Origin of the sequence: Paenibacillus sp. FSL H8-0104, from assembly GCF_038050215.1 — a bacterium.
GTDB lineage: Bacteria > Bacillota > Bacilli > Paenibacillales > Paenibacillaceae > Paenibacillus > Paenibacillus amylolyticus.
The window spans coordinates 3,240,697-3,265,791 of sequence record NZ_JBBOTC010000001.1; the positions used below are offsets into that span (position 1 = coordinate 3,240,697).

The 25,095-nt window shown below is 44.3% G+C and carries 27 protein-coding genes; 22 read left to right on the plus strand and 5 right to left on the minus strand.

Features of this window, described 5'->3' with window-relative positions:
* Window positions 1-92 precede the first annotated feature (92 nt).
* The 5 genes from NST38_RS14535 (at window position 93) to NST38_RS14555 (ending at window position 5,596) form a co-directional block, all read left to right on the plus strand.
* The gene (locus tag NST38_RS14535; protein ID WP_076249381.1) at window positions 93-1,496 is read left to right on the plus strand and encodes an outer membrane protein assembly factor BamB family protein; all 1,404 of its coding nucleotides are present in this window, start codon (window positions 93-95) and stop codon (window positions 1,494-1,496) included.
* 352 nt (window positions 1,497-1,848) lie between these two features.
* On the plus strand, window positions 1,849-2,511 hold the full coding sequence (locus NST38_RS14540; protein WP_076249380.1) for a hypothetical protein: 663 nt from the start codon (window positions 1,849-1,851) through the stop codon (window positions 2,509-2,511).
* A gap of 170 nt (window positions 2,512-2,681) precedes the next feature.
* Window positions 2,682-3,662 (plus strand): SDR family NAD(P)-dependent oxidoreductase, encoded by a 981-nt coding sequence (locus NST38_RS14545; RefSeq protein WP_076249379.1) that lies wholly within the window; start codon window positions 2,682-2,684, stop codon window positions 3,660-3,662.
* A gap of 185 nt (window positions 3,663-3,847) precedes the next feature.
* A complete protein-coding gene (gene murB / locus NST38_RS14550) occupies window positions 3,848-4,756 on the plus strand; it encodes a UDP-N-acetylmuramate dehydrogenase (RefSeq protein WP_370511408.1) in 909 nt (302 codons plus the stop codon).
* Window positions 4,757-4,987: 231 nt separating this feature from the next.
* Window positions 4,988-5,596 (plus strand): hypothetical protein, encoded by a 609-nt coding sequence (locus tag NST38_RS14555; protein ID WP_179087807.1) that lies wholly within the window; start codon window positions 4,988-4,990, stop codon window positions 5,594-5,596.
* Between the two features lie 92 nt (window positions 5,597-5,688).
* On the opposite strand, the gene NST38_RS14560 is transcribed toward NST38_RS14555, so the two are convergent.
* The gene (locus tag NST38_RS14560) at window positions 5,689-6,474 is read right to left on the minus strand and encodes a DUF817 domain-containing protein (RefSeq protein WP_076249377.1); all 786 of its coding nucleotides are present in this window, start codon (window positions 6,472-6,474) and stop codon (window positions 5,689-5,691) included.
* Window positions 6,475-6,741: 267 nt separating this feature from the next.
* Here NST38_RS14560 and NST38_RS14565 point away from each other — a divergent pair, with 267 nt between their 5' ends.
* From NST38_RS14565 to NST38_RS14595, 7 genes are all read left to right on the plus strand, one after another.
* Window positions 6,742-7,086: a YojF family protein gene (locus NST38_RS14565; RefSeq protein ID WP_076249376.1), complete on the plus strand. Its 345-nt coding sequence runs from the start codon at window positions 6,742-6,744 to the stop codon at window positions 7,084-7,086.
* Window positions 7,087-7,109: 23 nt separating this feature from the next.
* On the plus strand, window positions 7,110-7,784 hold the full coding sequence (gene bshB2, locus NST38_RS14570) for a bacillithiol biosynthesis deacetylase BshB2 (RefSeq protein WP_036670850.1): 675 nt from the start codon (window positions 7,110-7,112) through the stop codon (window positions 7,782-7,784).
* 317 nt (window positions 7,785-8,101) lie between these two features.
* Complete coding sequence (locus tag NST38_RS14575) at window positions 8,102-9,490, plus strand: right-handed parallel beta-helix repeat-containing protein (protein ID WP_256719953.1); 1,389 nt, start codon at window positions 8,102-8,104, stop codon at window positions 9,488-9,490.
* The gene (locus NST38_RS14580; RefSeq protein ID WP_076249375.1) at window positions 9,487-10,068 is read left to right on the plus strand and encodes a nitrous oxide reductase accessory protein NosL; all 582 of its coding nucleotides are present in this window, start codon (window positions 9,487-9,489) and stop codon (window positions 10,066-10,068) included. The genes NST38_RS14575 and NST38_RS14580 overlap by 4 nt, the downstream gene beginning before the upstream one ends.
* Window positions 10,069-10,096: 28 nt before the next feature.
* A complete protein-coding gene (locus NST38_RS14585) occupies window positions 10,097-10,918 on the plus strand; it encodes an ABC transporter permease (protein ID WP_076249374.1) in 822 nt (273 codons plus the stop codon).
* The gene (locus NST38_RS14590; protein WP_036608081.1) at window positions 10,911-11,624 is read left to right on the plus strand and encodes an ABC transporter ATP-binding protein; all 714 of its coding nucleotides are present in this window, start codon (window positions 10,911-10,913) and stop codon (window positions 11,622-11,624) included. Before NST38_RS14585 ends, NST38_RS14590 begins: the two co-directional genes overlap by 8 nt.
* Window positions 11,625-11,626: 2 nt before the next feature.
* Window positions 11,627-12,178: a TlpA family protein disulfide reductase gene (locus tag NST38_RS14595; protein ID WP_256719952.1), complete on the plus strand. Its 552-nt coding sequence runs from the start codon at window positions 11,627-11,629 to the stop codon at window positions 12,176-12,178.
* Between the two features lie 181 nt (window positions 12,179-12,359).
* On the opposite strand, the gene metE is transcribed toward NST38_RS14595, so the two are convergent.
* Window positions 12,360-14,654 (minus strand): 5-methyltetrahydropteroyltriglutamate--homocysteine S-methyltransferase, encoded by a 2,295-nt coding sequence (metE, locus tag NST38_RS14600; RefSeq protein ID WP_076249372.1) that lies wholly within the window; start codon window positions 14,652-14,654, stop codon window positions 12,360-12,362.
* 286 nt (window positions 14,655-14,940) lie between these two features.
* Between metE and NST38_RS31640 the strand changes: the two genes are divergently transcribed.
* Both NST38_RS31640 and NST38_RS14605 read left to right on the plus strand, forming a co-directional pair.
* Window positions 14,941-15,171: a DUF3888 domain-containing protein gene (locus NST38_RS31640; protein WP_445933726.1), complete on the plus strand. Its 231-nt coding sequence runs from the start codon at window positions 14,941-14,943 to the stop codon at window positions 15,169-15,171.
* A gap of 16 nt (window positions 15,172-15,187) precedes the next feature.
* Window positions 15,188-15,811, plus strand: a complete 624-nt coding sequence (locus NST38_RS14605; RefSeq protein ID WP_076249370.1) for a hypothetical protein — start codon at window positions 15,188-15,190, stop codon at window positions 15,809-15,811.
* Between the two features lie 67 nt (window positions 15,812-15,878).
* Here the strand turns inward: NST38_RS14605 and NST38_RS14610 are convergent, their stop codons facing one another.
* The gene (locus NST38_RS14610; RefSeq protein ID WP_076249369.1) at window positions 15,879-16,544 is read right to left on the minus strand and encodes an MBL fold metallo-hydrolase; all 666 of its coding nucleotides are present in this window, start codon (window positions 16,542-16,544) and stop codon (window positions 15,879-15,881) included.
* 218 nt (window positions 16,545-16,762) lie between these two features.
* Here NST38_RS14610 and NST38_RS14615 point away from each other — a divergent pair, with 218 nt between their 5' ends.
* Complete coding sequence (locus NST38_RS14615; RefSeq protein WP_074095010.1) at window positions 16,763-17,233, plus strand: GNAT family N-acetyltransferase; 471 nt, start codon at window positions 16,763-16,765, stop codon at window positions 17,231-17,233.
* Between the two features lie 142 nt (window positions 17,234-17,375).
* Here NST38_RS14615 and NST38_RS14620 read toward each other — a convergent pair whose 3' ends face one another.
* Window positions 17,376-17,741: a winged helix-turn-helix transcriptional regulator gene (locus NST38_RS14620; RefSeq protein WP_076249941.1), complete on the minus strand. Its 366-nt coding sequence runs from the start codon at window positions 17,739-17,741 to the stop codon at window positions 17,376-17,378.
* A gap of 105 nt (window positions 17,742-17,846) precedes the next feature.
* On the opposite strand from NST38_RS14620, the gene NST38_RS14625 reads away from it, so the two are divergent.
* Window positions 17,847-18,704: an arginase family protein gene (locus NST38_RS14625; RefSeq protein WP_076249368.1), complete on the plus strand. Its 858-nt coding sequence runs from the start codon at window positions 17,847-17,849 to the stop codon at window positions 18,702-18,704.
* 144 nt (window positions 18,705-18,848) lie between these two features.
* A complete protein-coding gene (locus tag NST38_RS14630; protein ID WP_076249367.1) occupies window positions 18,849-20,027 on the plus strand; it encodes an MFS transporter in 1,179 nt (392 codons plus the stop codon).
* Between the two features lie 87 nt (window positions 20,028-20,114).
* On the opposite strand, the gene NST38_RS14635 is transcribed toward NST38_RS14630, so the two are convergent.
* Window positions 20,115-20,927, minus strand: a complete 813-nt coding sequence (locus tag NST38_RS14635; protein ID WP_036608062.1) for an undecaprenyl-diphosphate phosphatase — start codon at window positions 20,925-20,927, stop codon at window positions 20,115-20,117.
* Window positions 20,928-21,137: 210 nt separating this feature from the next.
* On the opposite strand from NST38_RS14635, the gene NST38_RS14640 reads away from it, so the two are divergent.
* The 5 genes from NST38_RS14640 (at window position 21,138) to NST38_RS14660 (ending at window position 25,090) form a co-directional block, all read left to right on the plus strand.
* Window positions 21,138-22,166 (plus strand): ABC transporter substrate-binding protein, encoded by a 1,029-nt coding sequence (locus NST38_RS14640; RefSeq protein ID WP_083684209.1) that lies wholly within the window; start codon window positions 21,138-21,140, stop codon window positions 22,164-22,166.
* A gap of 186 nt (window positions 22,167-22,352) precedes the next feature.
* The gene (locus NST38_RS14645; protein ID WP_017688556.1) at window positions 22,353-22,778 is read left to right on the plus strand and encodes a MarR family winged helix-turn-helix transcriptional regulator; all 426 of its coding nucleotides are present in this window, start codon (window positions 22,353-22,355) and stop codon (window positions 22,776-22,778) included.
* Between the two features lie 137 nt (window positions 22,779-22,915).
* The gene (locus NST38_RS14650; RefSeq protein ID WP_076249366.1) at window positions 22,916-23,560 is read left to right on the plus strand and encodes an SDR family oxidoreductase; all 645 of its coding nucleotides are present in this window, start codon (window positions 22,916-22,918) and stop codon (window positions 23,558-23,560) included.
* Window positions 23,561-23,611: 51 nt separating this feature from the next.
* Window positions 23,612-23,956, plus strand: a complete 345-nt coding sequence (locus NST38_RS14655) for a rhodanese-like domain-containing protein (RefSeq protein WP_076249365.1) — start codon at window positions 23,612-23,614, stop codon at window positions 23,954-23,956.
* 111 nt (window positions 23,957-24,067) lie between these two features.
* A complete protein-coding gene (locus NST38_RS14660) occupies window positions 24,068-25,090 on the plus strand; it encodes an NADH:flavin oxidoreductase/NADH oxidase (RefSeq protein ID WP_076249364.1) in 1,023 nt (340 codons plus the stop codon).
* Window positions 25,091-25,095: the final 5 nt, after the last annotated feature.

Here is a 25,095-nt window from a genome sequence, read left to right on the forward strand (position 1 = left end):
ATTTAACAATCCCGTAACTATTTGGACCCATCACACGTTATGTTTATGTAGTTATATCTCAGGATTTTAATAACAGGAGGAATTCATTTACCATGGTCAATATACATAAACGTCAAATGAATAAGGAATGGAAAAGAAGAGCAGAAAGACCCATCATTGCAGGCATTACTGCCGGAATGCTGATGGTTCACGGCGTTATCGGCGTGTTGCCATCGCAGGCACATGCTGAAGCATCGGATGTATCCATCCGTAACTGGTATTCGTATCAACGAATCACTGTACCTGAACTGAAACCTTCTTGGACAGCGAAAGTAGATAACTATCTGAATATGAACGAGACGTATGTTGGAGTTAATGCCATCGCAGAAGAAGGCAAAGTATTCACGTTTGCTGGATCGAAGTTGATTGCACTTGATGCGACAACAGGTAAACGGTTGTGGACTTACGCCAAAGACCTGACTCCTTATATTACCTATCAAAGCGGGATTCTCTACGGACTGACCATTGATCACAAGCCATATGCCTTGAATGCGAAGACAGGCAAAGCAAAATGGCAGTCAGGCACATCCACCTGGATTGATACGTATAACCGTACGGAAGCTCTGATTCCAACGGTGGATACCCTCTACGTGATTAAGGGGAGTACAACGTTTGCACTGGACATCCAGTCAGGCAAACTGCGCTGGGAAGCAGATGAACCATTAGGTGAAGGTAATGGTACTGAGTATCTGAGAGAATCTAATGGTGTGGTGCTGAGAACCTTTTTTGTCCAAGGGGCACTTACATCCTTACAGCTTAATGCATATGACAAGAAAATGGGCAAGAAGCTATGGGGTCATTTTGGTCAGGGGGAAGCTATTCAGATCAAAGATGGTCTTGTTTACTCAGCGGACTACTATTCTTCGATGTTGGAAAATGACGAGTCTTCACCAGAACGCAAATGGAAAGTTAATGCGTACAACTTGAAGACCGGTGTGTTAAAAGGAAGTCAGGAGTATAAGTGGACCATGCCGGGGGATCCACCGTATGTGAATGGGTATGGAGGGATATTTTCCAATAAAGAGAAACTATACACTTTACAAGGGGATAAGATAGCGGAGTATTCGTTGACCTCAACCAAGCCGGGTCCCGCGCCACTTCGAACTTTTCAGCGCCCTTACGGAGAAAATATGGTGTGGCTTGGCATTACACAGGAAAGGTTGATCTTCAAAAACGACAACACGGGAGAACTCACAGGCATTAAGCTGGCTAATGGTCAGGAGGTTCAGTGGCATGGTGATGCCCCCGTTTCTCAGATTGATGTTTACGGCAAAGGGATGTATCGAGCACAACGTAACGGCACACTGCTTGTCCTCAACATGATGTCGGGTCAGTCGGTCTTCCGCGTCTCCACCGGTGGAGATCTGCATAACACGACGTTAAAGACAAACGGAATGATCATCATCCAAACCGAAGGCAAACTACTCGGCGTTAAGCTGCCAGCATCGCTGAAATAAGTGATTTAAGATGAAAAATCATGTGAGAAGACTGGATTACGGCATAGCTTGCTTATAATCCGGTCTTTTTTTATTTTTGCGCATAAAACACTGCAAAGTCCAAGTATTTGTACATGCAATCTGCCACACGAAACCCCGCTTCCTCCAACCACATCAATTGATCCTCCAGCGTGGCATTGATATCCACCTTGCGTCTTTCGATCGATGCCGAGGTGTCTGTATCAAGGGTTCTTCCCTGACCCTAGGGAAATACCGATTATGGATAAACTCATAGGTTGGACCTATGGATTCCGAGTCTCTGCTATGGGTAATAACATGTAAGCACAGAATATAGACAGGGGGAATGAACCTGATGTTTCAACCACGTTCTATTATGATGAGTATCTCGTTAATCGTTATAGTTCTAACACTTGCAGCTTGCTCTGGTAGTAATGAACCTTTGCCTAGCCCTCAACCATCAATGCCAGTAGGTGAACCTGCTCCAGCACCTTCAACAGAAAATGAACAACCATCTGAAACAGATGGAACAGAAGAAGCAAATGAAACGGAGCGTCCACAGACCGCAAATTTTGAAATGTTGACCGCAGATGGCAATCAATCACTAGAAGCGACCTTGCAACAAGGAGAAGGATTTTCCTTGTACGTATTCGAGAAATTCACATTTGATGCTACTCAAGGCCGTCTGTCACTGACTAGTAACGCTGACTATTATGTGGATATTGAACCACTGCCTTCGGATTATAATCTGGCAGAACTGGAGACAGCGGGTAAAGAAGAATTAGAAAAAGCCGGTAAGGTATCTGATTATAGTGGAGAACTGGTAGAACACCCACTTGGTTATGCCGAGCTCTATCTTCAGGCCTCTGGTGAAGAAGGCATTAGCGATTATATGGTCTGGAAATCAGAAGAAGAGGAAGCATTTCTATTCCGTCTTCATAATCCAAAAGGAGAAGAGGCCTCTGATTTCGCCAGTCCGGTCCTTGTTTCGTTATCCACCGTTGAGGGTGATTCGTAACTTGGATGACTATAATCATTTCAACGAAAGTCGCCAACTGGCGGCTTTTTTTACTTTTGCAGATTGCACGGAGAAGTTGCGAGGTGATGTATTCACTTCCATTTGACTTAGAGTACGCTCTAGGGTGTAGACTTTGAAGAAGTAGAAATATTACCAAGGAGATGAACAGAATGACACAGGAAAATAATACTAGAACTTTACAACATAAAATGGACTCTGGCTTCAACCATAATAGTACAGCGGAGGATGTATTGAGGGATCTGGACTTGTCCGGACAGCTTGCTATTGTAACGGGTGGATATTCCGGCCTGGGGTTGGAGACGACACGTGCGCTTGTTAATTCGGGAGCCCGTGTAGTGGTGACTGCACGTCGTCCAGCGGTTGCGAAGGAAGCACTTTCGGGTGTGGAAGGTGTTGAAATAGATGAATTGGACCTCGCTGATTTATCCAGCGTTCGTGCTTTTGCGGAGCGGTTTCTGGCGAGTGATCGGGACATTGACATGTTGATTCTTAATGCGGGCATCATGGCTTGCCCGGAGACGCGGGTTGGTCCTGGCTGGGAAGCTCAATTTGCAACAAATCATCTGGGCCACTTTGCCCTGACTAATCTGTTATGGCCAGCACTCGCAAGTCAGGGGGGAGCACGTGTTGTTTCATTGGCATCAGCGGGACATCATTTCTCACCGATTCGTTGGGATGACATCCAATTTGAACATGGCTATGAGAAATTCCCTGCCTATGGACAGTCCAAAACAGCAACGATTTTATTCAGCGTTGAGCTGGATCGTCGAGGTGCAGAGCACGGAGTACGGGCTTTCTCAGTTCATCCAGGCGGAATTATGACACCACTACAGCGTCATATGCCAAAAGAGGAAATGATTGCTCTGGGCTGGATTGATGAATCTGGACAAGTGGCCAACCCTGCGTTCAAAACACCTGAGCAGGGGGCAGCGACGCAAGTCTGGGCTGCAACCTCTCCTCAGCTTGAGGGAAAAGGCGGTGTCTACTGTGAGGATTGTGACATCAGTGAATTGGCTCCAGAGGATGGAGGTTTCTATGGGGTCAAGCAATATGCCATAGACCCTGAGCAAGCTATCCGTTTGTGGGAGCTATCAGCCAAGCTGACTCAAACAGACATAGAACTCTCATAATCATGCAGTTTCGGCAACAGAGCAACAGCTTGCTTCCATGCAGGAACTCAGGGAAAAGTTCAAAATCTAAAGAGAATGCGATTAATTATAATGAAAACAACATAATTTCAAACAAAATCTCCTATTTAGCATATAATAAAGAAGGAGCATCTCATTTTCGCGATGGTGCAATCATTTCTTTATGAATTCAGGGAGAGAAAATCATGAATATTTTTGAGCATCAGATACCTTTGGAAAAAGTGAAATTCAATGAACCACTAAAAAATCACACGTTTATTAAAATAGGTGGCAACGCAGATATTCTCATCCATCCAACAACGATAGACGAAATCACTAAAATCGTGGAAATTGCCAACTTACATCAGTTACCTCTAACGGTCATTGGAAAAGGCTCAAACGTCATTATTAAAGACGGGGGCATCCGGGGAGTAACGATTTCTCTTAGCCACTTCGATCAAATTAAAGTGAATGAGGACAGCATGATTGCGCAAAGCGGCGTTGATATCATTGATGTATCCAGACTTGCTTTGGAGCATAGCTTGACCGGTTTGGAGTTTGCTTGTGGTATTCCCGGCAGCACGGGGGGCGCACTTTACATGAATGCGGGTGCTTATGGCGGTCAGATCGCCGATGTTGTGGAACGTGCGACTGTGATCACCAAAGACGGTGCAGTGTTGGAGATTCCGCGAGAAGAGATGAAATTTGGTTATCGAAATAGTCTCTTCAAGATGGATCACTATATCATACTGGAGGCCGAATTCGGGCTCAAAAAAGGAAACAAGGAAGATATTGCAAGCAAAATGAAGGAATTAACGTTCCTAAGAGAATCCAAGCAGCCGCTTGAATTCCCCTCTTGTGGAAGTGTATTTAAACGACCCGAAGGACATTTTGCTGGTAAACTGATTCAGGATTGTAACTTGCAGGGCACTCGCATCGGAGGTGCTGAAATCTCCATGAAGCATGCAGGTTTCATCGTAAATGTGGATCACGCTACTGCCCAGGATTATATGGATCTGATCCAATTTATTCAGAAGAAAGTATATGATACGTTCCAAGTTGAATTGGAAACCGAAGTAATCTTTCTGGGAGAATAGCTTCGATGAATGACTTGAAAGGTCGCCAATGGCGGCCTTTTTTGATTGTTCGAATTATACTTAAACAAGAACTAATATGCTAATTATGGTAATATCAGAGTGATTGTATTTAATATTTCATCGTCATCATAAGGAGTGTACTTGGAGATAATCAAGCGTAACAGGAGAATTCTGCTAATCACTGCAATGGTAATTTTACTATCGCCCCTGTCAATCTTGGCATATATGTATATGAATGAACGAGCTGGCGGGCTAGCGGATCAACGGATATCCAAAGTTTGGGGATTGAATGAACCTATACATATTCCTATAGCGAACAGTCCTCAAGGGGCCGTTCAAGAATTTAGAGGTGAATCTTATACCTCCCAATTCATTCATCAGGAGGCTGTGGACGGGGGCATGATTTTGTTTACACAAAAAAAGGGTCGGGAAAATAACAGTAATCTTCAGATGGAGTATACCCGCAAGAACATTTTCGGATGGAAATGGGTATGGGGTGGAGGATATTCCATTAATGAATCAGTTGAATCCAAGTTTGCGTTGAATTATATGAGCATACCGAAATTAGAAAAAGTCTCGGCCCCGTTACCGATGTTATTTGGTGACATCATAGACTCCACTATCAAACGTGTAACTGTTGAAATCAAAGAAAATGGAAAGCCCGCCACTTTCGATGCGAAGCTGGTTGAGGCAGGTGAGAACCAACAAATCTGGTTCGCATTCCTGCCTTCATCAGCGACTCCTCCTTATACAATCAAAGCATATGATCAAAAGGAGAACCTCTTAATCAATAAAGACATTGAAGAGGCAGACGGCTTGGGCTCATTATTTGTTGAATAATCTCAAATAGAACCACGCAAAAAACAGCGGCATTCGAAGACTTTAAGTACGAGTCTAAGATTGTTGCTGTTTTACGGTTAGAGAATAAATAGTTAACTGGACTTTGGATCATCTGCGGTTCGATTGGCCTTCACATATTTGAGCTGCGCAACGATAATGACACTGATGATGACCAGCAGGAACCACGAACTAATTTTGCTAAAGCTAACCAGTTGCCAGGCATCATGCTGATCAGGGTATTTCCAGGCATTGAAAAATGTAGCGATGTTCTCAGCAGTCCAAATGAAGAAACCAACGATGATAAAAGCAAGCGATAAGGGCATTCGATAGGTCGTTGCTCGTACCCGGTAAATAATCCAGGTTTTCCAGAAGACAATAAATACAAGCGCCGTCAGCCACCAGCGAAAATCGGGCATAAAATGATGAGTGAAAAAGTTAATATAGATGGCTGTTCCGAGCAGCATCGAAGGTGCAAAACCAGGCCATCCGGTCATGTCCATTCGCAGTCTTCGCCACACCTGACACATAAAACTGGCTACACTTGCATACATGAATCCGCTATAAAGAGGGACACCCAGGATTTTGCTGTATGCTTGCTCAGGGTATGACCATGATCCCATCCATACTTTATAGATTTCTAGCACCAGGCCAATAATGTGAAATACACAGATGACCTTGATTTCATCCTTGGTTTCCAAGCCGCTTCGATACATTAGGTACTGCACAGCAAGCAATACGAGCAGAATGGCATCATATCGATGAAGGAAAGGAATAGGAATTATGCTAGACAGGGCCAGTGTTCCAAAGATCGCTACGGGAAATATGCAGCTCATGGCCTGATGATAGCCAAAATGAAGTAGTTGTATTAGAGATTTCAAGTCGAGTTAAACTCCTTTCCAAACAAGTTGGAGCAAGATTCATTTAAGATTTAAGGTTCTTCAACACGGGCGTTTTTGCCTACACTTCATAATATAGTTATCATCCATGAATAAAAAGAGAAAAAACCATGCAAATCTGTTCTTGTTTTCAAACTGGAATCATCATGAGAGGGCTCTATGTGAGGTCGACAGGGTCACTCCATGTATATTCTCTTGTGGATATGTTAAAATGAAATTCGTACAATTACATTAGACAAGGAGGCCGCTATGCAACCAATTAAACCTCAAGACATTCAGCTCCGGATCAATAATCTTGCTGATCAGGACTTATACGTACATCTAGAACTTACGTCAGGTGCTTACGCACAACACATGGACAGTACAAAACATCCAGCATCGGCATTCATTACTAATGCGGCCATACGATATACGCAGGGGTCCATTTCAGGTACAGGTCCATACCGTGTTGGTCTGAAAACAACGCAGGGATGGCTTTACGCCGAAGGACTTACACATATTGATGAGCAGGAACAAGAAAGAATGATTCTCGCCGGTCACGACAGCCAGGGTAAACTAGTTGTGGCGTTACAATTAAGCCGAGAAATGTTCTGATGAAAGCGGAGGATTGAATAATCATGAATACTACACACAACGAGCATGAGCGCATCTTGGTGGTATATCCACATCCAGATGATGAAGCTTTCTCTGTATCGGGAACGTTAGCCAAATACATAGATGGCGGTGCCCATGTAACCTATGCTTGTCTAACACTTGGCGAGATGGGGCGCAATATGGGGATTCCTCCATTTGCCAACCGAGTGACGTTGCCTGGCATCCGTAAACAGGAACTCATCGAAGCTTCTGAAGCGATTGGTATTCAGGACCTGAGAATGCTGGGTTTCCACGATAAAATGCTGGAGTTCGAAGACCCACAGTTACTGGAAGATACCATCATGTCACTACTTAAAGAGTTGAACCCCACGCTGGTCATTACGTTCTATCCGGGGTACAGTGTTCATCCTGATCATGATGCAACGGGAGCCGCTGTTATACGTACAATCACTAAACTTCCTGTGGATGAACGTCCGATTGTTCACTGCGTTGCGTTCGCTAATAATCAGGAACAGTACATTGGCAAACCGGATGTATTTGTTGACGTATCCGAATTTTTGGATCGAAAAATGGCGTCCATTCGTGCCCATCGTTCACAATTCCAGGCAGCAGAGCTTGTAGGAAATCGTGAGCTGAATAATGAAGAAATCAAGAAACGTTTTGGCAGAGAAACATTTTGGACCTATCCATTTGAATAATATATTACTTCGAAGTCGCCTATATGGCGGCTTTTTTTGATTCACATCACAATATCGACACAAAAATGTTGCGTCTATAGCCTAATTGAGCTATATGGAATAAATATCATTTTAAGTACACTATGATCAGGATTGTGATAACGCTTCATTTATTACGTTGCTTCAATGGATGAGGAACATGGAGAGTTGATTTTAAGTGGAATGGAGGGATGGTGTGTACAACCAACGTATATTTTGGATTAATGTAAGACCCGTTGAATACATTGCCACAGCAATAAGCAACTGTAACAAGAAGCCGGAATTGCGCGGTTTGAATCATGAGTAATCCTTGGGCAGGCTTGGGTACATTCAACAGTTGTAAGAAAAGTCGGGTTACAGGTTTCATTTTTCTAATCGGAATGATGATGCTCCTGCTATCCCTTCCGCACGGTGCAGTCATGGCCTCTTCCGGACATCGTGATCTCATTCCCCTTCAGCCTATGATTGACCGTTCTGCACCTGGAGAAGTCATTGAACTTGCATCAGGTCGTTATTCTGGACCCGTGACGATTGACAAAAACATCACCATTCAGGGTGATCCTACGGTCATAGTTGTTAATGCGGAAGCCACCTCTACGATAATGATTCGCTCGGATGGGGTGAAATTGAGCGGTTTTACAATTGAACATGATACGAATGAACAGACTGCAGCGATTCAGGTTGAAGGGAAAAACAGTGAAATCACGGATCTGCATATTCAGACCCAGGGGTATGGGATGATCATCCGGAATTCGAGTCAGGCAACGATTCAGCGGAACAACATTACGTGGGCCGGGTCTGATTCTGCTTCCAGTGGCCAGAAGGGCAATGGCATTGATCTGTACAACTCCCATGATAGCTTCATTGAAGCCAATGAGATCACCGGCATGAGGGATGGAATCTATCTGGAGAACAGTCGCAAGTCTATCGTGCAAAATAACAGGCTGTTACATACGAGGTATGGCATCCATTGCATGTATATTGACGGCTCTTCTGTCATTGATAATACCGGAGAAGAGAACATGACAGGTGCCATGATCATGGGCGTCAAGAATACGGTTATATCGGGCAATTCTTTTCGCAAACAGAGTACTAATGTTCATTCTCAAGGGATTTTGTTGTATGACGTGCATCAATCCTCAATTCACAACAATGTGGTGGAGGGTAATCGTGTCGGCATGAATATTGCAGAGTCATCGGGCAATGAGATCCATGACAATGCGGTGCTTCGGAATTTTGTTGGCATACAGCTTGTTCTGGCAGAAGCTAATGAGTTTACACGTAACCAATTGGTGTCTAATGTCATTGAAGCTTCGGCGCTGGATAGCCCGAATAATGTCCTGATGGAGAACTACTGGGACTCCTTCCAGGGGCTCGATCTGAATCGGGATGGGATCAGTGAAATATCCTATGCCATCAATCCTTTTTATGAGCAACTGGTCAGTCGAAATTCAGCGTATCAGCTCTTTTTCCAATCACCGGGTATGGTCTTTCTGAGTGAGCTGTTTACAGAAGGCAGAGAACAATGGACTACCGACAAATCGCCACGAATGAGCATGGATATGGAATCTGATCTGCACATGTCAGTAGAAAGTGCTACAGATTCCAATGTGGTGTGGTTGTTCGGGTTAATTCTGTTGGGTATGGCAACTTTTATAATCATCTATATGGGGGTATTACGAAAATGAACAAAAGTTTGAACAGAAGATGGACATTCCTCATGGTACTTATGTTTGGCATGGTGCTGTTAACCGCTTGCGGAACAAAATACGCGGCATTGCCGATCAATGAAGACGTGGATATCTGTGCGATCTGTAAAATGCAGGTGAAGGACGATGCATATGCAACACAGCTCACTACGAAAGACGGCCAAAACTACAAGTTCGATGATATCGGCTGCATGAACCAGTGGAAAACAGAAAATGGCACAGATAACATCGGCATGGACTATGTACGTGACTATAATGACAAGGAATGGATTGAATACAGCAAAGCCACGTATGTATACGACGCTTCATTGCGTACACCTATGGCCTATGGAATTCTTAACTTTAAGGACAAGTCCTCGGCTGAAGCTTTCATTGCAGAGCAAGGTGTAGGAACCATTATGACCGCTGAGGATCTTGCCTCTCATGACTGGAAACAGAACACAGAAAATATGGACATGATGGGTGAACATGGGCATGATGAGCACGGACATGGTGAAGAAGGAGACGGTAATGAGATGCATCAGGAAGGTGAGATGAAAGAAGAGTCAGGCCACTAAGTATGACAATAGAAAATGGTGATCAATGATGTCAGATATGATACAGATTGCAAGACGAGAAGTGAAAATGGGATTTCGCAATCCTTGGGCGTATTCGTTTCTGATCCTTTTTTGCACATTTAGCTTAAGCTTGTTACTTCTGAATTCGCAGAATCTGGTTGAAGGATATTCGGGCACAACAGGTTCGATGTTGAATCTCATTCTTTACCTCTTACCATTAATGACGCTGTTCCTCGGTTCCTTCTCACTAACATCCGAAAAGGAAGACGGTAGCTGGCAACTGCTGTCCACGTATCCCATTGGCACGATGTCTTTTATTGTGGGCAAGTATCTTGGGCTCTCGATTGTTTTAATTACCATTGTTGCGTTTGGATACGGCCTGATGGGGGTTATTAGCGGAGTAATCGGGAATCTACTGGATGCCGTGACATATCTTCTCTTTCTGGCATTTTCTTGTGGACTGGTGTTGTTATTCCTGACGTTGGCGCTATTTATCGGTTCGTTGTCGCGCAATCGGTGGCAGGCGTTAACCATATCCGTGACCGTATGGTTTTTCGCAGTCATTGGATGGCCGACCTTATTGCTCTCTGTGCTGGGACTGATGCCTTATCTATGGGTGAAACCGCTGCTGGTTATGCTAACACTCATCAATCCGGCCGAGCTGGTGCGATTGTTTGTAGTCATCAAACTGGGAGGCGGCTCCATTCTTGGACCAGAATATTATCGATGGGTGGAGTGGGTGCAGCAACCAAGTGGCAGTTGGATCTTCATCGGGATATGCCTATTCTGGATTGCCTTCTCTGTCCTGGCGGTATATGCGATCTGGGAGAGGGGGCGTTCTCATGGATAAGATGGGACTCGAAGTGATGGGATTGTGCAAATCCATTAAAAAGCAACCGATTGTTGAGGATATCTCCTTTCGCATTACTTCAGGCCAAGTGCTTGCCCTCTGTGGAGGGAATGGTGCAGGAAAGAGCACGGTGCTGCGTATGATCGCAGGAATTCTTCGGCCTACCTCCGGTGAGGTTGCAGTGAACAATGTACGATGGTTGAAGGAGCGCAAGCGTTATTCAGAGCAGATTGGATATATGCCGGACGATTATCAATTTAATCAAGGACTGAGTGCGGAGGAAATGCTTCTGTTCTGGGCTTCTCTGAGGAAAGTTCCCAAGGAGAGAGTACAGGAAGTACTGACCATGGTAGGTTTGGAGGATCAAAAGAAAAACCGGGTTACGACCTTCTCCAAAGGCATGCGCCAACGTGTGTTATTCGCCCAGGCTGTGCTGTCGAAACCTCCACTGCTCATCATGGATGAGCCAACGAATGGATTGGACCCATTCTGGATGCAGGAATTAACTCAGCTACTCAAGGGCATCAAACAGGAAGGCCACATGGTCGTGTTCTCGACCCATCAGCTGGAGATCGCAGACGATATTGCGGATCAGGTGATATTCATGAACCATGGACGTAATGTTGGAGAGGGCTCTACTCACGACTTTTGTGATCAATTCGGTTCGCTCCATGCAGCATTTCATCAAAGTCTTGGTTTAAAGTGAAGGTGAGTTTATTGCAGAAGAAGAGTTTTAAAAGTAGACGTACACTTACAATTTTGATTGGTGTGATCGCATTGCTCACCGGTGCATGGGCCATTTTCGAAAATGTGTCGACACCCGAGTCTGTTCGAGGCAACACCATTGAAGCAGGTGCAGTGGCTCCTGAGTTCACAGCGGTTAATTCAGCAGGCGATCAAGTCAAGCTGTCGGATTATCGGGGCAAAGCCGTGATGATTAACTTTTGGGCTTCATGGTGCACACCTTGTGTAAGGGAGATGCCGCTCGTTCACCAGATCGCTCAGGACTATCAGAACGACGTGGAAACCCTGTTTGTTAACGTGGGGGAATCGAAGGGCACGATCCGTGAGTTTATGGATAAGCAGGCGTTTGATTTTCCGGTGATCATTGATGTGACGGGTAACATATCAGGCTTGTATCGTATTACGGGGTTGCCGGCTACGATGGTTATTGATAAGGAAGGGGAGTTCCGTCATATATTGCTTGGCGAACTGACCGAAGATACACCGTTGCAGGAATGGCTGGAAGAGAGCATCTAGTTGGAAGCGTGGGATGATGAGAAAAGAGGCAGGAACGCTCGAGATCGCCCAAATTTGGAGTAGATGAATGTATGTTAAAAGTAACTACAAAAATATAACATAAAAAGGCGGACACCCATCTAACGAAGGGGTGTCCGCCTTTGCTACTTTTGCTTTTGAAGATATGCTGCTTCGCAGCCGATTACAATACAGCAGCTGAAGCGTGATTGTTACGAGCGATTCTGGTTGCATCAACCATGTTGCGCAGAGAAGCAACCGTTTCTTCTTGTCCACGGGTTTTCAATCCGCAGTCCGGGTTAATCCAGAACAGCTTCGGATCAAGAACACGCAGGGCACGTTCAATCATGCTGCTCATTTCATCTACACTCGGAACACGTGGACTATGGATATCATATACGCCAAGACCGATACCGAGCTCATACGTATTTTCTTCAAAACTATGAATCAGTTCACCGTGACTACGGGATGTCTCAATGGAGATAACATCCGCATCCATAGCTTCAATGGAATCAATCATGTCATGGAATTCGCAATAGCACATATGTGTATGAATTTGAGTCGTTTCATGCACCGTGCACGTGGAGATACGGAACGCTTTGACTGCCCAAGCCAGGTAGTCGGCTTGTTCATTTTCTTTCAACGGAAGCCCTTCACGAACAGCCGGCTCGTCAACCTGGATCATGCCAATGCCTGCCTGTTCAAGTGCTTCGACTTCCTGTCTCAACGCATACGCCAATTGATAGGCAATCTGCTCACGAGCAATGTCTTCGCGTACGAATGACCAGTTCATGATGGTAATCGGGCCAGTGAGCATGCCTTTGACAGGACGCTCAGTCTGCGATTGGGCATATCTCGTTTCTTCAACCGTCATTTCACCAGTAAACGCAACATCTCCGAAGATGATAGGTGGCTTCACGCAACGGGAACCATATGATTGTACCCAGCCGAACTGTGTAAAGGCAAAACCGGCAAGTTTCTCGCCAAAGAATTCAACCATGTCGGTACGCTCAAACTCACCATGCACCAGTACGTCAATTCCGATCTCTTCTTGAATCTTGATCCAGATATCAATCTGATCCCGGATGAAGGCAGCATACTGTTCGTTGTTCAACTCACCCTTGCGCCACAACTGACGTGCTTTTCTGACTTCAGCAGATTGTGGGAAACTACCTATCGTTGTTGTCGGGAAGAGTGGCAATTGCCATTTGGCCTGTTGGGCTTCATGACGCTCTGCAAAAGGACGGGAGCGCTCTGGCTGTTGAACACTGATGGAAGCAACGGCTTTCTGTACAGCGGTACGGTTCCGATCTTCGGATTGCTGAAGCGCTTGAAGGGTAAGCTCAGCTTCGTCTATTTTGGCGGTAATCTCTGCACTTGGTGAAGATAAGGCTGTAGTCAAAAGAACAATCTCATCCAGCTTTTCATCTGCAAATGCAAGAGCATTCTTCAGTTCAGATGTAAGTTTTGCCTCACGGTCTGTGGTTACTGGCACATGCAGCAGGCTGCAAGATGATTGCACGATGATACGTTCAGGTGTCACGAACTCAGTTAATTCATTCAGCAAATTCAGTTTTGTTTGAAGGGAAGCTTTCCAGATCCCACGTCCATCAATAATACCTGCACCGAGCACTTTGTCTGCCGGGAAACCGGATGTCCGAATGGATTGTGTGTTACCAGAGAGTCCGTGTACAAAATCAAGTCCTACACCTTGAACTGGCAGTGCAACAATATCGTTGTAGTTTTCGACAGATTCAAAGTACGTTTGCAACATAATATTCAGGCCTGGAACGGCTGTGGCAAATGTTTTATATATTTTATTCAGACGCTGTACGTCTTCATCGCTTAATTTGGTTACCAGAATAGGTTCGTCGACCTGCACCCACTGAACGCCTTCGCTTGCAAGTTCTTGAAGCAATTGAGTGTAAAGTGGCAACAAGCGGTCCAACCAAGCGTCTGTCTCGGATTTATCATAACCTTTGGAGAGCTTCAGGAAGGTTAGCGGTCCAACAATAACCGGTTTACCTTCAATGCCGAGTTTTTCTTTTGCTTCACGATAAGCGAGAAGTGGTTTGTTTTCCGTCAGAGTTGGGGAAGCCCCGTCCAGTTCAGGTACTATGTAGTGATAGTTGGTGTTAAACCATTTTGTCATTTCACTTGCTGCGGCATCTTTCGTTCCCCGAGCAATGCCATAATATACGGACAACGGAACCGAGCCACCATCATAAGCAAAACGTTTAGGGATAATGCCAAACATCACAGCCGTATCCAGGATATGATCATAATAGCTAAAGTCATTAACCGGAATGATGTCTATGCCTTTTGCTTGTTGCTTGCGCAAATGATCGATACGAATCTCCTGCAAACGTGCGTGAAATTCTGTTTCCTCCAGCTTACCTGCCCAGAACGCTTCCAACGCTTTCTTCCATTCCCGATCAGCACCAATACGCGGATATCCCAATACACTGCTTTTTGTCATCGTTTAAAACCCCTCTGCTTTTATGTTACACAAAATTTATCACAGATTCAGAGTTATAATGTAATTCCATTAAATTATACCTAGTTATAGCCTGAGGCTATATCCAAAGGAGTATGCTACATAAGTTGAATTAACGAGTATTTACACTTGCCACTCCGATGACATAATAACCTTCCAACTCAGCTAAGGATAAATAATAGATCGTAATCATATTTTGTATGCTTTTGCATTCGCTCGGGATAATAGAAAGTAAAAAGGTGGATGAGTATGGTAAATTGCCTGTGAGATTACCAACTATTATCAGGCAAATCATATGCCGGTCCCTAACTACGGTCTATATGATATTCATGTATTGGAACTTAAAAGGCGCACACAAGGTGGTTATAACTTTCGAACCGTTCTGGAAGTCAGAACTTTCTACGGTCCACATAACCCCCCATATGGGAAAGAGATCATTACGTTTGAAATAGACACCACTAATGTTACAATGGTTAACTACGTTCATACGAATGATTGAAAGGAAGGCGGTACGCATGAACCTGTATCATATCCAGTCGACTGTGCATGGGATCAACAGAGTAAAGTCCTTTTTGGAAGACAATTATATTGGTATTGCTTGGTCAGGTACAGGGGATCTGGAGCAAACGCCCCCGGAGTTATGGAAGGAACAGTTGGTTCAACACTATCCCTTGGATGAGTCGGAATTGGCAAGTACACTTGCGACACTACATATGTTTGTTAACCTCATGCAGGATGGAGATTATGTCTTAATTAGTGATGATGAATGGACGTATGTTGGGGATATCGGGGATTATTATTACGACGATTCCGCTGGCACAGAAAACGACTTGATCTGTCACCGGCGCGGAGTTACCTGGTTGGGGCGCATTCCTCTCGCTGAACTGAATGACAAAGTGCAAGCACTGCAAAATGACTCATCCATCCTTGCGAAGTTTGAGTATCCCATACCACAAGCACAGCTGGATCGAGGTCTTGCAGTCAGTATAGCAGCCGAAGCAACCAACTCTCTCTCAACAGGGGTAGATGAAGCCACGATTCAGACAGCTCTCAAGGTGCTGAGAGAAGCGTTACACAGTGAAGAAGAAGAGCTGCGAATTCGTGCGGCTACAGCCATTTTGCAGTATGCCAAACAATAGGAAGACTATGCTAAGAATGGTTTCTGGGTTTAGACGGTAACCATTCGCGGATCAGCAAATTTACTATTTATAACCCTTGAGTAAGTTCTGAGATCTGTTCATTTACATTCATATCACTTCGTCCACCGTGGTAACAAATCACAGATGAAATGTCGAGTTCCATATACTTTTTCAAGGAGCAACGAGCCGTTTCGATATCCAGCGTAGTAGGTTCATGAATGCCTCCAAGCCTGCCGTCTACACTATACATTGAATCTCCGGCGATGAGCGTCTTGCTGCCCATCAAATATAGACTGATATGACCTGGCGTATGACCAGGTGTATGAATAACACGAATTCCGCCGCAAAACGGCAGTACCTGACCATCAGTTACCGTTTCATCTACTTTGCCCATTGGAGGATGCTCAAGGTGACCGTCTTTGAGAAGAGGGAGCTGTCCCTCAATATATGGCTTATCCAGCGCATGCGCATATATCTTGACTTGTGAGCCACACTCCTGCAAAATCTCGGGAAGACACCCGATATGGTCCACATCCTGATGCGTCAAAATCACTGCTTTAAGTCGGCTGATCGGCACACCAATCTTTTCGAGTGCGATACGCAAATCGTCATATTGTCCAGGGAATCCGGTATCAATTAACACAACCATTTCTTCATCCCATATCAGAACAGGGTGAGTTATATTCCCCTCGAAATTAAGCTGAAGCATCGTTATTCCCTTTGAAATTTCCATAATATCAGACCTCCGAGAGTTGAAATTCATATACATCGTTGCTTGTTATATTTCTTATGTAAACGAATAAAGACGGCAATAAGATACGTTCGGGTATTTATAGGGTGTACTTATAGAAATATTCAATGAATTGGGGAATTGACGCTTGCTGTTGGGAATGATAATTTAGATATATCATTTAAACCAATAAGTCCAATAAGATAAAGGGGGTATGTGGGATGACACATATCGTGCATGCAGCAGCTGAAGATATTCGGAGCGAAGATTCGCTGTTATTGATCAAGGAACTGAGTGAAGAACTCGGTTTGTTATATGGCGGTGATGGAACGGCGGGATTTCAACTGTCAGACGTTGAGGTGCCACGTGCGGCCTTTATCGTTGCCAGGATCGACGGGTATCCGGTCGGTTGCGGAGCACTTAGACCCCTTGATGATACATCTGTAGAAGTTAAACGCATGTATACACGCAGTGGTTACCGCCGTAAGGGGATTGCCCAGGCGATATTGGCCGAGGCAGAGCGTCTTGCAAACGAACTTGGTTATACCAATCTGAAACTGCAAACAGGTCCCTTGCAACCAGAAGCTGCAGCGCTGTATGAGCGTGTAGGGTATTATCGAATTCCTGTTTTCAGTGGAAATTGGGACAGAGTGTTGGCCTACCAGAAAGATCTGGTACACGAAAAAGTATAATTATACGCATCACAGCTTTTATTTCCTGAACGGACAGAGGAACACAAGATAAAAGTAAAAAAGTCGCCGATTGGCGACTTTTTGCATTTTAACATACTCCATATACTCCAATTATCTCATCTGAAAATACAGACAAAAGCGTTCAATCCGTTGCGCTATTATTGATCGAAGGTTCTTGATGTTGGACCCCCCACTCACATAGTCCTTCCAAAACGGGCAATAACGTTTCAGCTTTGGCTGTCAGACGGTACTCGACTTTAGGAGGGACTTGGGGATATTCTTTCCGCGCCACCATACCATCTGCTTCCAATTCTTTGAGCTGTGAACTCAGCGTTTTATACGTGATGGCGCCGATCTGTCTTTTAAGTTCATTGAAGCGGACAGGCTGGTTATCAGCCAGAAGATACATAATTACCATTTTCCATTTGCCACCAATAACGGACAACGTGTATCCAAAAGGGGTATCTTGAATATTTTTAACTTTACCGTGGTATTCAGCCATACTCATCATTCACACTATCCTTCCGGGTAGTACCTATCCTAAAAGACCGTACTATTTATTTGTTTGGGCTCAGTTTATACTAACCTTACTTTGAAGTAAAGGAGATTTACGATGACTCAAAAAACAATACGTCTGCTTATGCCACAATGGCAAGGTGGAGATAATCCTAACTACTCTTTTGGAGGGGAGCTGCTTGCATGGCTTGCACCTGACAATAATCAACCTCTCATTCATGTTCCTGTTGAGGCTTATGATGGAACATCTCTGGTAAGCGAGAACGGGATAAAAGGCAGAACACAGCTACTTCAGCAATTGCAGGCTGCCCAGCATATTATTCAAGCTCACCAGCCCGATCGCATTGTCATGTTTGGCGGTGACTGTTTGGTTGAACAAGCCCCGTTTGCTTATTTAAATGAACGATATGGCGGAGAACTTGGTTTGATATGGATTGATGCACATGGTGATCTGGTTAGATACGAGGGTTATGACAACGGTCATACTTTACCGCTTGGGAACCTTCTTGGGGAAGGCGATCCGGAGTTTGCCAAACATGTTAGTGTCCCCTTGAAGCCCGAACATGTCTTCATGGCCGGGTTGACAGCTCCCACTGAACAGGAAACCGAAGTGATTCAAAGATTGGGTATCCGAACGGCTGGAACTGAAGAATTAACCCATGGCATGGATTCGATTAAGAAGTGGATTAAAGAGACTGGGTTCAAACACCTGGCAATTCATCTTGATCTGGATGTGCTTGATCCCAACATGTTCCGTTCATTGTTATTCGCCAAGCCAGGAGAACCTTATGAGTTTTCACCAGCGGGAACCATGCAAATACCTCACTTGCTTCATCTGATCAAAGAACTGTCTGAAGAAACAGATGTAGTTGGATTAGGAATAACTGAGCATATGCCGTGGGATGCCATTAACTTGAAGAATTTGCTTGGAGAAATACCTATCCTGAACCAGTGATATAGGTAATGAGTCGCCAGAATATATCAGAATACTGATATAAAGAGTCAAAATATAGGAAGATTACAGATAGAAATATCAATATTATTATATGGGTGGTTCGACGAGAATCAGAAATTAAACAAACTGAGGAGAGACACCCAGATGGTCACGTTATTGTTAATCATTATTTATCTCGCATTTATAGGGCTGGGATTACCTGATGCTTTACTTGGCAGTGCCTGGTCCGTTATGAAAAACGATATACATGCGACAACAGAAATGGCTGGTTACATATCGCTAATCATTTCATTTAGTACAGTAGTGTCCAGTCTGTCCGCCAGCCGATTGTTACACCGGTTCGGAACGGGTAAAGTCACATTATTCAGTATCCTCTCAACAACGATCGCGCTGTTGGGATTCTCATTCTCTGAGAATTTTGTGTTTTTACTGATTTTGGCGATCCCTCTCGGCTTAGGTGCAGGTTCGGTGGATGCGGCACTAAGTAATTATGTAGCATTACATTTCAAGGCCAAGCATATGAACTGGTTGCACTGTTTCTGGGGAATTGGCGCAGTGACAGGCCCACTCGTTATGGCATATTGGCTGAATCAAGCAAACAACTGGCGTGCAGGATACGTTACTGTGGGGTTGATTTTGCTTGGGATCGTGGTGGTCTTATTATCAACTTTGTCTCTATGGAAGATTTTTGAGAAGGAAAGAGTAGAGGGTTCAGGCGATGAGAAGAAACGCGTAAGCAACCCTGAGGCCATACGTATCCCCGGCGTGAAAATGTCGATGCTTGCGATGCTCTGTTACAACGGTTCCGAAACTGCTGCCGGTCTGTGGATGGCTTCTTTCTTCATTGTTAGCAAAGGAGTTTCTCCAGGTACTGCCGCAGCACTATCCTCTCTATTTTTCATTGGCATTATCTTGGGACGTGTAATCTCAGGTTTTCTTTCGACTCATGTAACCAGCAAAAATCTCATCAGATATGGTGGAATCGTTGGATGCTTCGGATTAGTTATCCTGGTTATGCCGATTCCTTACTGGATTGCCGCAGGGGCTTTATTTATCGTGGGACTGGGCGGAGCACCGATCTATCCGAGTATTGTTCATGCGACACCGGAACGCTTCGGTGAGAAGGCATCCCCAAGTGTAATTGGACTTGAAATGGCCAGTGCCTATACAGGTTCAACACTCATCCCGTTAGGTATGGGACTTATAGCCAGCCAATGGGGAATGTCAATGGTACCCCTGATCCTGCTGATTCTGTTCAGTGTTATGTTCGCGGCTACAGAGCTGGTTAACAGAAGCAACAAGGCTACGCGCCTGACCGTCTAGCTCTTGCTATAGGTCATTAAGGTTCTGCCACTATACAACAAAGGAACAACCATCGCTGGTTGTTCCTTTTGGTGTGTGGACTATTTTTTATAAGAAGATCAGTAACAATGTTCCTGCAGCAAAACAGTAATACGAAAAGTATTTCAGATTGCCTTTGGCCATAATGCCCATAAACCATCTCATGGAGAAATACGTGACAAAGAGTGTCGTGATGAATGCGATTAGATAAGGGATAGCCAGTTGTGATCGATTCGGATCATTGGCGATGTCGGATACACCCATAATGAGTCCACCAATGCTTATGGGAATGTACAGCATAAAGGAGAACTTCAAAGCCGTTTCCTGTTTCATGCCAACAGCGATGGACGCAATTACAGTTGCCCCTGAGCGGCTAATGCCCGGAATAAGAGCGACCGCCTGAGCCAGACCTACCAACAATGCATCTTTCGTAGACAGATCACCGTCTTGCTTGCGACCACGAAGATTACGAATAAGCCACAAGGCAACCCCGGTGATTAATAGCGCGATGGAAACGGTATATACGGATGAGAAGATTTCTTCAATCCGGTCCTTGAACAGGACTGCAACGACAGCAGCAGGGATCGTACCAATAATTATGTATAAGCAAAACATGAAGTCTGCTCGATATTCTTCTTTACGAGTACGCAGGTAACCTAATGCACCAATAATCAACTTTTTGATATCTTCCCGGAAAATAAAAATAATAGCGATAAGTGATGCCGTGTTTGTTAAAATCTCAAATGACAATCCATTCTGCTTGATGCCCATAAGTTTCTGGGCGATGATCAGATGACCGCTTGAGGAGACGGGGATTGGCTCCGTCGCACCTTGAACAATACCTAAAAACAAATACTTTAACCACAATATAATCTCTTCCATGTTGTCCTCCTTGATTACGTTTCATTGGCTTTTCAAAACTCACTTTTTTAAAAAAAGTGAATGGTTTACTCTATTGATGATAGCTGTTTAACTTGGTGACTTGCAAGTTAGAGTTCATAGAGGGGGTGCAGTAAACATAGCTTGTCAAATCCTGCATAGCATGATATCGTTGATAACGATTATCAATATCAACGAAAAGGTGGGTTTATTTTGCGTAAACAGATAAAATCAATATGGATCATGATGGCACTTATCTTGCTGATTGTACTTAGTGCATGTGGTCAGTCTGCGACGACCAATAGTACAAACGGGGACAGCACGAATGCGGCTACGGAGACAGAAACCAAGACGGACTCGGATTCAGCTTCTTCCGCTGAATCAACGGCAACTGCCGAAGAGGAACTTGTTACATATCAATCGGATGCAGGTGAAGTACAGGTACCGAAGAATCCTAAGCGCATTATTGATTTGACATCATTTTCGACAGGGTACTTTGTTGCCTTGGATGCACCGGTAGTTGGCGCATTATCAGGAGCGATGAACAACAAATATATCAAGGATCAACTTGCAGCAGCGGGCACCAGTGATCTGGGTCAAGAGCCTACACCAGAGAAACTAATCAGTTTAAAACCTGACTTATTTATCGTGTACACTGGAACAGAGGGCATCGACAAGCTGGAGCAGATTGCGCCTGTTGTACAGATTGCATATGGTAAGCGCAATTTCAAGGATCTAATGCTTGAAATGGGTAAGCTCACCAATAGAGAAGACGCAGCGAAAGCTTGGAATGCTAAATGGGAAGCGAAGATCAACGAACTGAAGCCCAAGGTTCAGGAAGCTGTAGGCGATCGTACCGTTTCCATACTGAATCCATACGCCAAAGGATTATTTGTATTCGGTCATAACTATGGTCGAGGTGGTGAAATTATTTACGGGGAGTTTGATCTCAAGGCACCAGCCAAGGCCCAAGCTGAAGCGATTGACAGCGGAACTGGATGGGCTTCAATCTCCATGGAACTATTACCGGAGTATGCGGGGGATATCATCTTCACCAGCCCGTGGTCGGGAGATACAACCGATCCCAAGATCGTATATGACAATACATTATGGAAGAACTTGCCTGCGGTGAAGGCAAATCATGTGTTCCAGCTTGATCCGACTTCAGACTCGTACAACGATCCGTTAACGTTGGAAGGTCAGCTTCAATTTATTTCCGATAGCCTGCTTACCGCGAAGTAAGATTAGACTGCATAAATGGTAATACTGGAGCATTTCTAAACGTCGGTACAAGACGGGGAAATGCTCTTCTGATGAGCTTAGGATGTTATATACGTCGAACTTGGATGGGTTTTGACCAATGTAATTAAGCTTGATACAATAGGATAACAGCTGATGAACATTAAATATCAAGCGGGGTGATCTAGATTGCAGCAAAAGAGTGAACGTTTGAATGTTTGGTTGGCTTTCTCTAACATTCATACCCATCTGAACGAGAAGCTGGAACAAGCTCTGCTTCAACAATATGACTTATCTTTGAAGGAATTTTATGTGTTAAACTTCATATATAATGCGGAGGGTAAGGAATTACGCCTACAGCAACTTCAAGAACTAGTGGGGTTGAGCCAAAGTGCTACTTCCAGGCTCGTCGTTAGGATGGAAGCCAAAGACTGTGGGGCTCTGGAAAGACATGCATGTGAAGATGACCGGCGTGGCATTTACACTCGAATTACGGAGCTTGGAGAGAATAAATACAAGAAAGCACTTCAAACGTTTAATCAGGTCTTGCAAACTGAATTGGAACAGGATGGATTTGAGACTCGATTAGAGAACCTCACTAAAGAATTGTTCTAAGGCTAGGGTGAATATAGGGTAATGTAGTCATTTACCCTATAAGAAGACTTGACACTCATTAATATATCCGTTAAATTAAATGCATGCGCATGAATTTAATATGGATGCGGTGATTTTGTATAAAGGAGGTATTGAACATGAGGGTGTTCGTCGTGGGATCAAATGGACAGATTGGTCAACAACTTATTCATCTTTTGAAGAATAGTGAAGAACACACCGTTCTTGCCATGGTACGAAAACAAGAACAGGTAGATTCATTTGCAGCACAGGGTGTGGAAACGGTGCTTGCCGACTTGGAAGGTACGGTTGACTCACTTGTAGCTGCTGCAACGGGTTGTGATGCCATTGTATTTGCGGCTGGTTCTGGCGGTACAACGGGATATGATAAAACACTCCTGATTGATCTGGATGGTGCCGGGAAAACCATTGAAGCGGCTCAAAAAGAGGGTATTGATCGATTTATCATGGTGAGTGCGATCCAAGCCAATAATCGTGAGAACTGGCATGATAACATCCTTCCATATTATGCAGCGAAACACTATGCTGATAAATTGTTAGAGATCAGTGGATTAACATATACCATTATACGTCCAGGGATTCTAATGAATGAACCGGGAACAGGAAAAGTTACTGCTGCTGAGAATATCACAACCGGTAACATTGCTCGTGAAGATGTAGCTCATGTGATTTTAGCCAGTTTGAGTGAGAAGAATACCTACAAGCGTTCATTTGATCTAATCGCTGGTGAGGATACAATATCTGAGGCATTGAGTGGGCTTTGATCCAAAACAAAATTTTCGATGATATCTGATGAGTTAAGAGAGGGCTATACAATGATTATGTTGATGCTTTTGACCTTCATATTAGGTATGTTCATCGTTGTACGTCAATTTTGGCCAGTACGCAATCTTGAATATATAGATTATCAAGTATTTCTCAGACAAGAGCGTGATTTTCGGCAGTATAAAGTGATTGATATTCGAGATGCGACGGATTATATGGCTAACCCTACTCCGGATACGATTAACATCTCATTGGGACGGCTTGCTTTCACATGGGAAAAATACCTTCTTCGAGAAGATAACGTAATTATAATGTCACCTGGTATGCTTCAATCCAAAAAGGCTGTCCGTATTTTGCGAAAGCATGGATTTGAATGTCTTTATGTGATGAAGTAAAAGTTAAATGTGAGTTCCAAATCATACGGAGTTATTAATCGTAGGTATTATTTCGATGCTTGCGCATGCATTTTATTATACGTGATTCATGAAAAGGGGAGTTTTATTTTGATGACAGATTTGTTTAGTCCATATTCTTTTAAAAGCCTGGAGCTTAAAAACCGTGTCGTAATGGCTCCAATGTGCCAATATTCAGTTGAGCAAAAAGATGGTATTGCAACCGATTGGCATTATATGCATTACGTTAGTCGTGCTGTAGGAGGAACAGGTCTCATTATCATTGAAATGACAGATGTGGAGCCGGATGGCCGAATCTCAGATTATGATCTTGGGTTATGGTCAGATGAACAGATCCCGGCTCTGAAGCGGATCGTAGATGCGTGTCACAGTTATGGGGCCAAGGTTGGCATTCAGATTGCTCATGCGGGCCGCAAAGCAGAAGATGCTGAGGTTCCAGTTGCTCCATCCGCGATCGCCTTTGATGAGAATTCCAAGCAGCCAAGAGCGCTCACAACGGATGAAGTAAAAGGAATGGTTGAGAAATTCCGGAGTGCTGTAGCTCGTGCTGTGAAAGCTGGTTTTGATGCGATTGAGCTTCATGGCGCACATGGATATCTGATTCATCAGTTCCATTCTCCACTAACAAACAAGCGAGAAGACGAATATGGTCAAGATTTAACGTTATTTGGACGGGAGATCATTCAGGCTGCAAAGGCAGAGATGCCAAAAGACATGCCCCTGATGATGCGTATTTCAGCCAAAGAATATGTCGAAGGTGGCTATGGCATTAACGAAAGTTCCGAGTTTGCCAAAGCTTATAAAGAGGCAGGCGTTGACGTATTTGACATCTCATCTGGTGGCGAGGGACCTATTGGTGCATCGGGCAGACCAGGAACTCACGCAGCTTATCAAGTACCTCTCGCTAAAGCAATCAAAGAAGCTCTTGATGTGCCTGTGATTGCTGTTGGAAGGCTGGACGACCCGAAATTGGCAAATGCAGTCATCGGAAATGAAGAAGCTGATCTCGTTGCAGTCGGAAGAGGGTTGTTAAGAAATCCTTACTGGGCCTTGGAAGCTGCGTCTGCTTTGCGCAAGACAACGGACGTTCCAAAACAATATACGACTGGTTTTTAATGTAT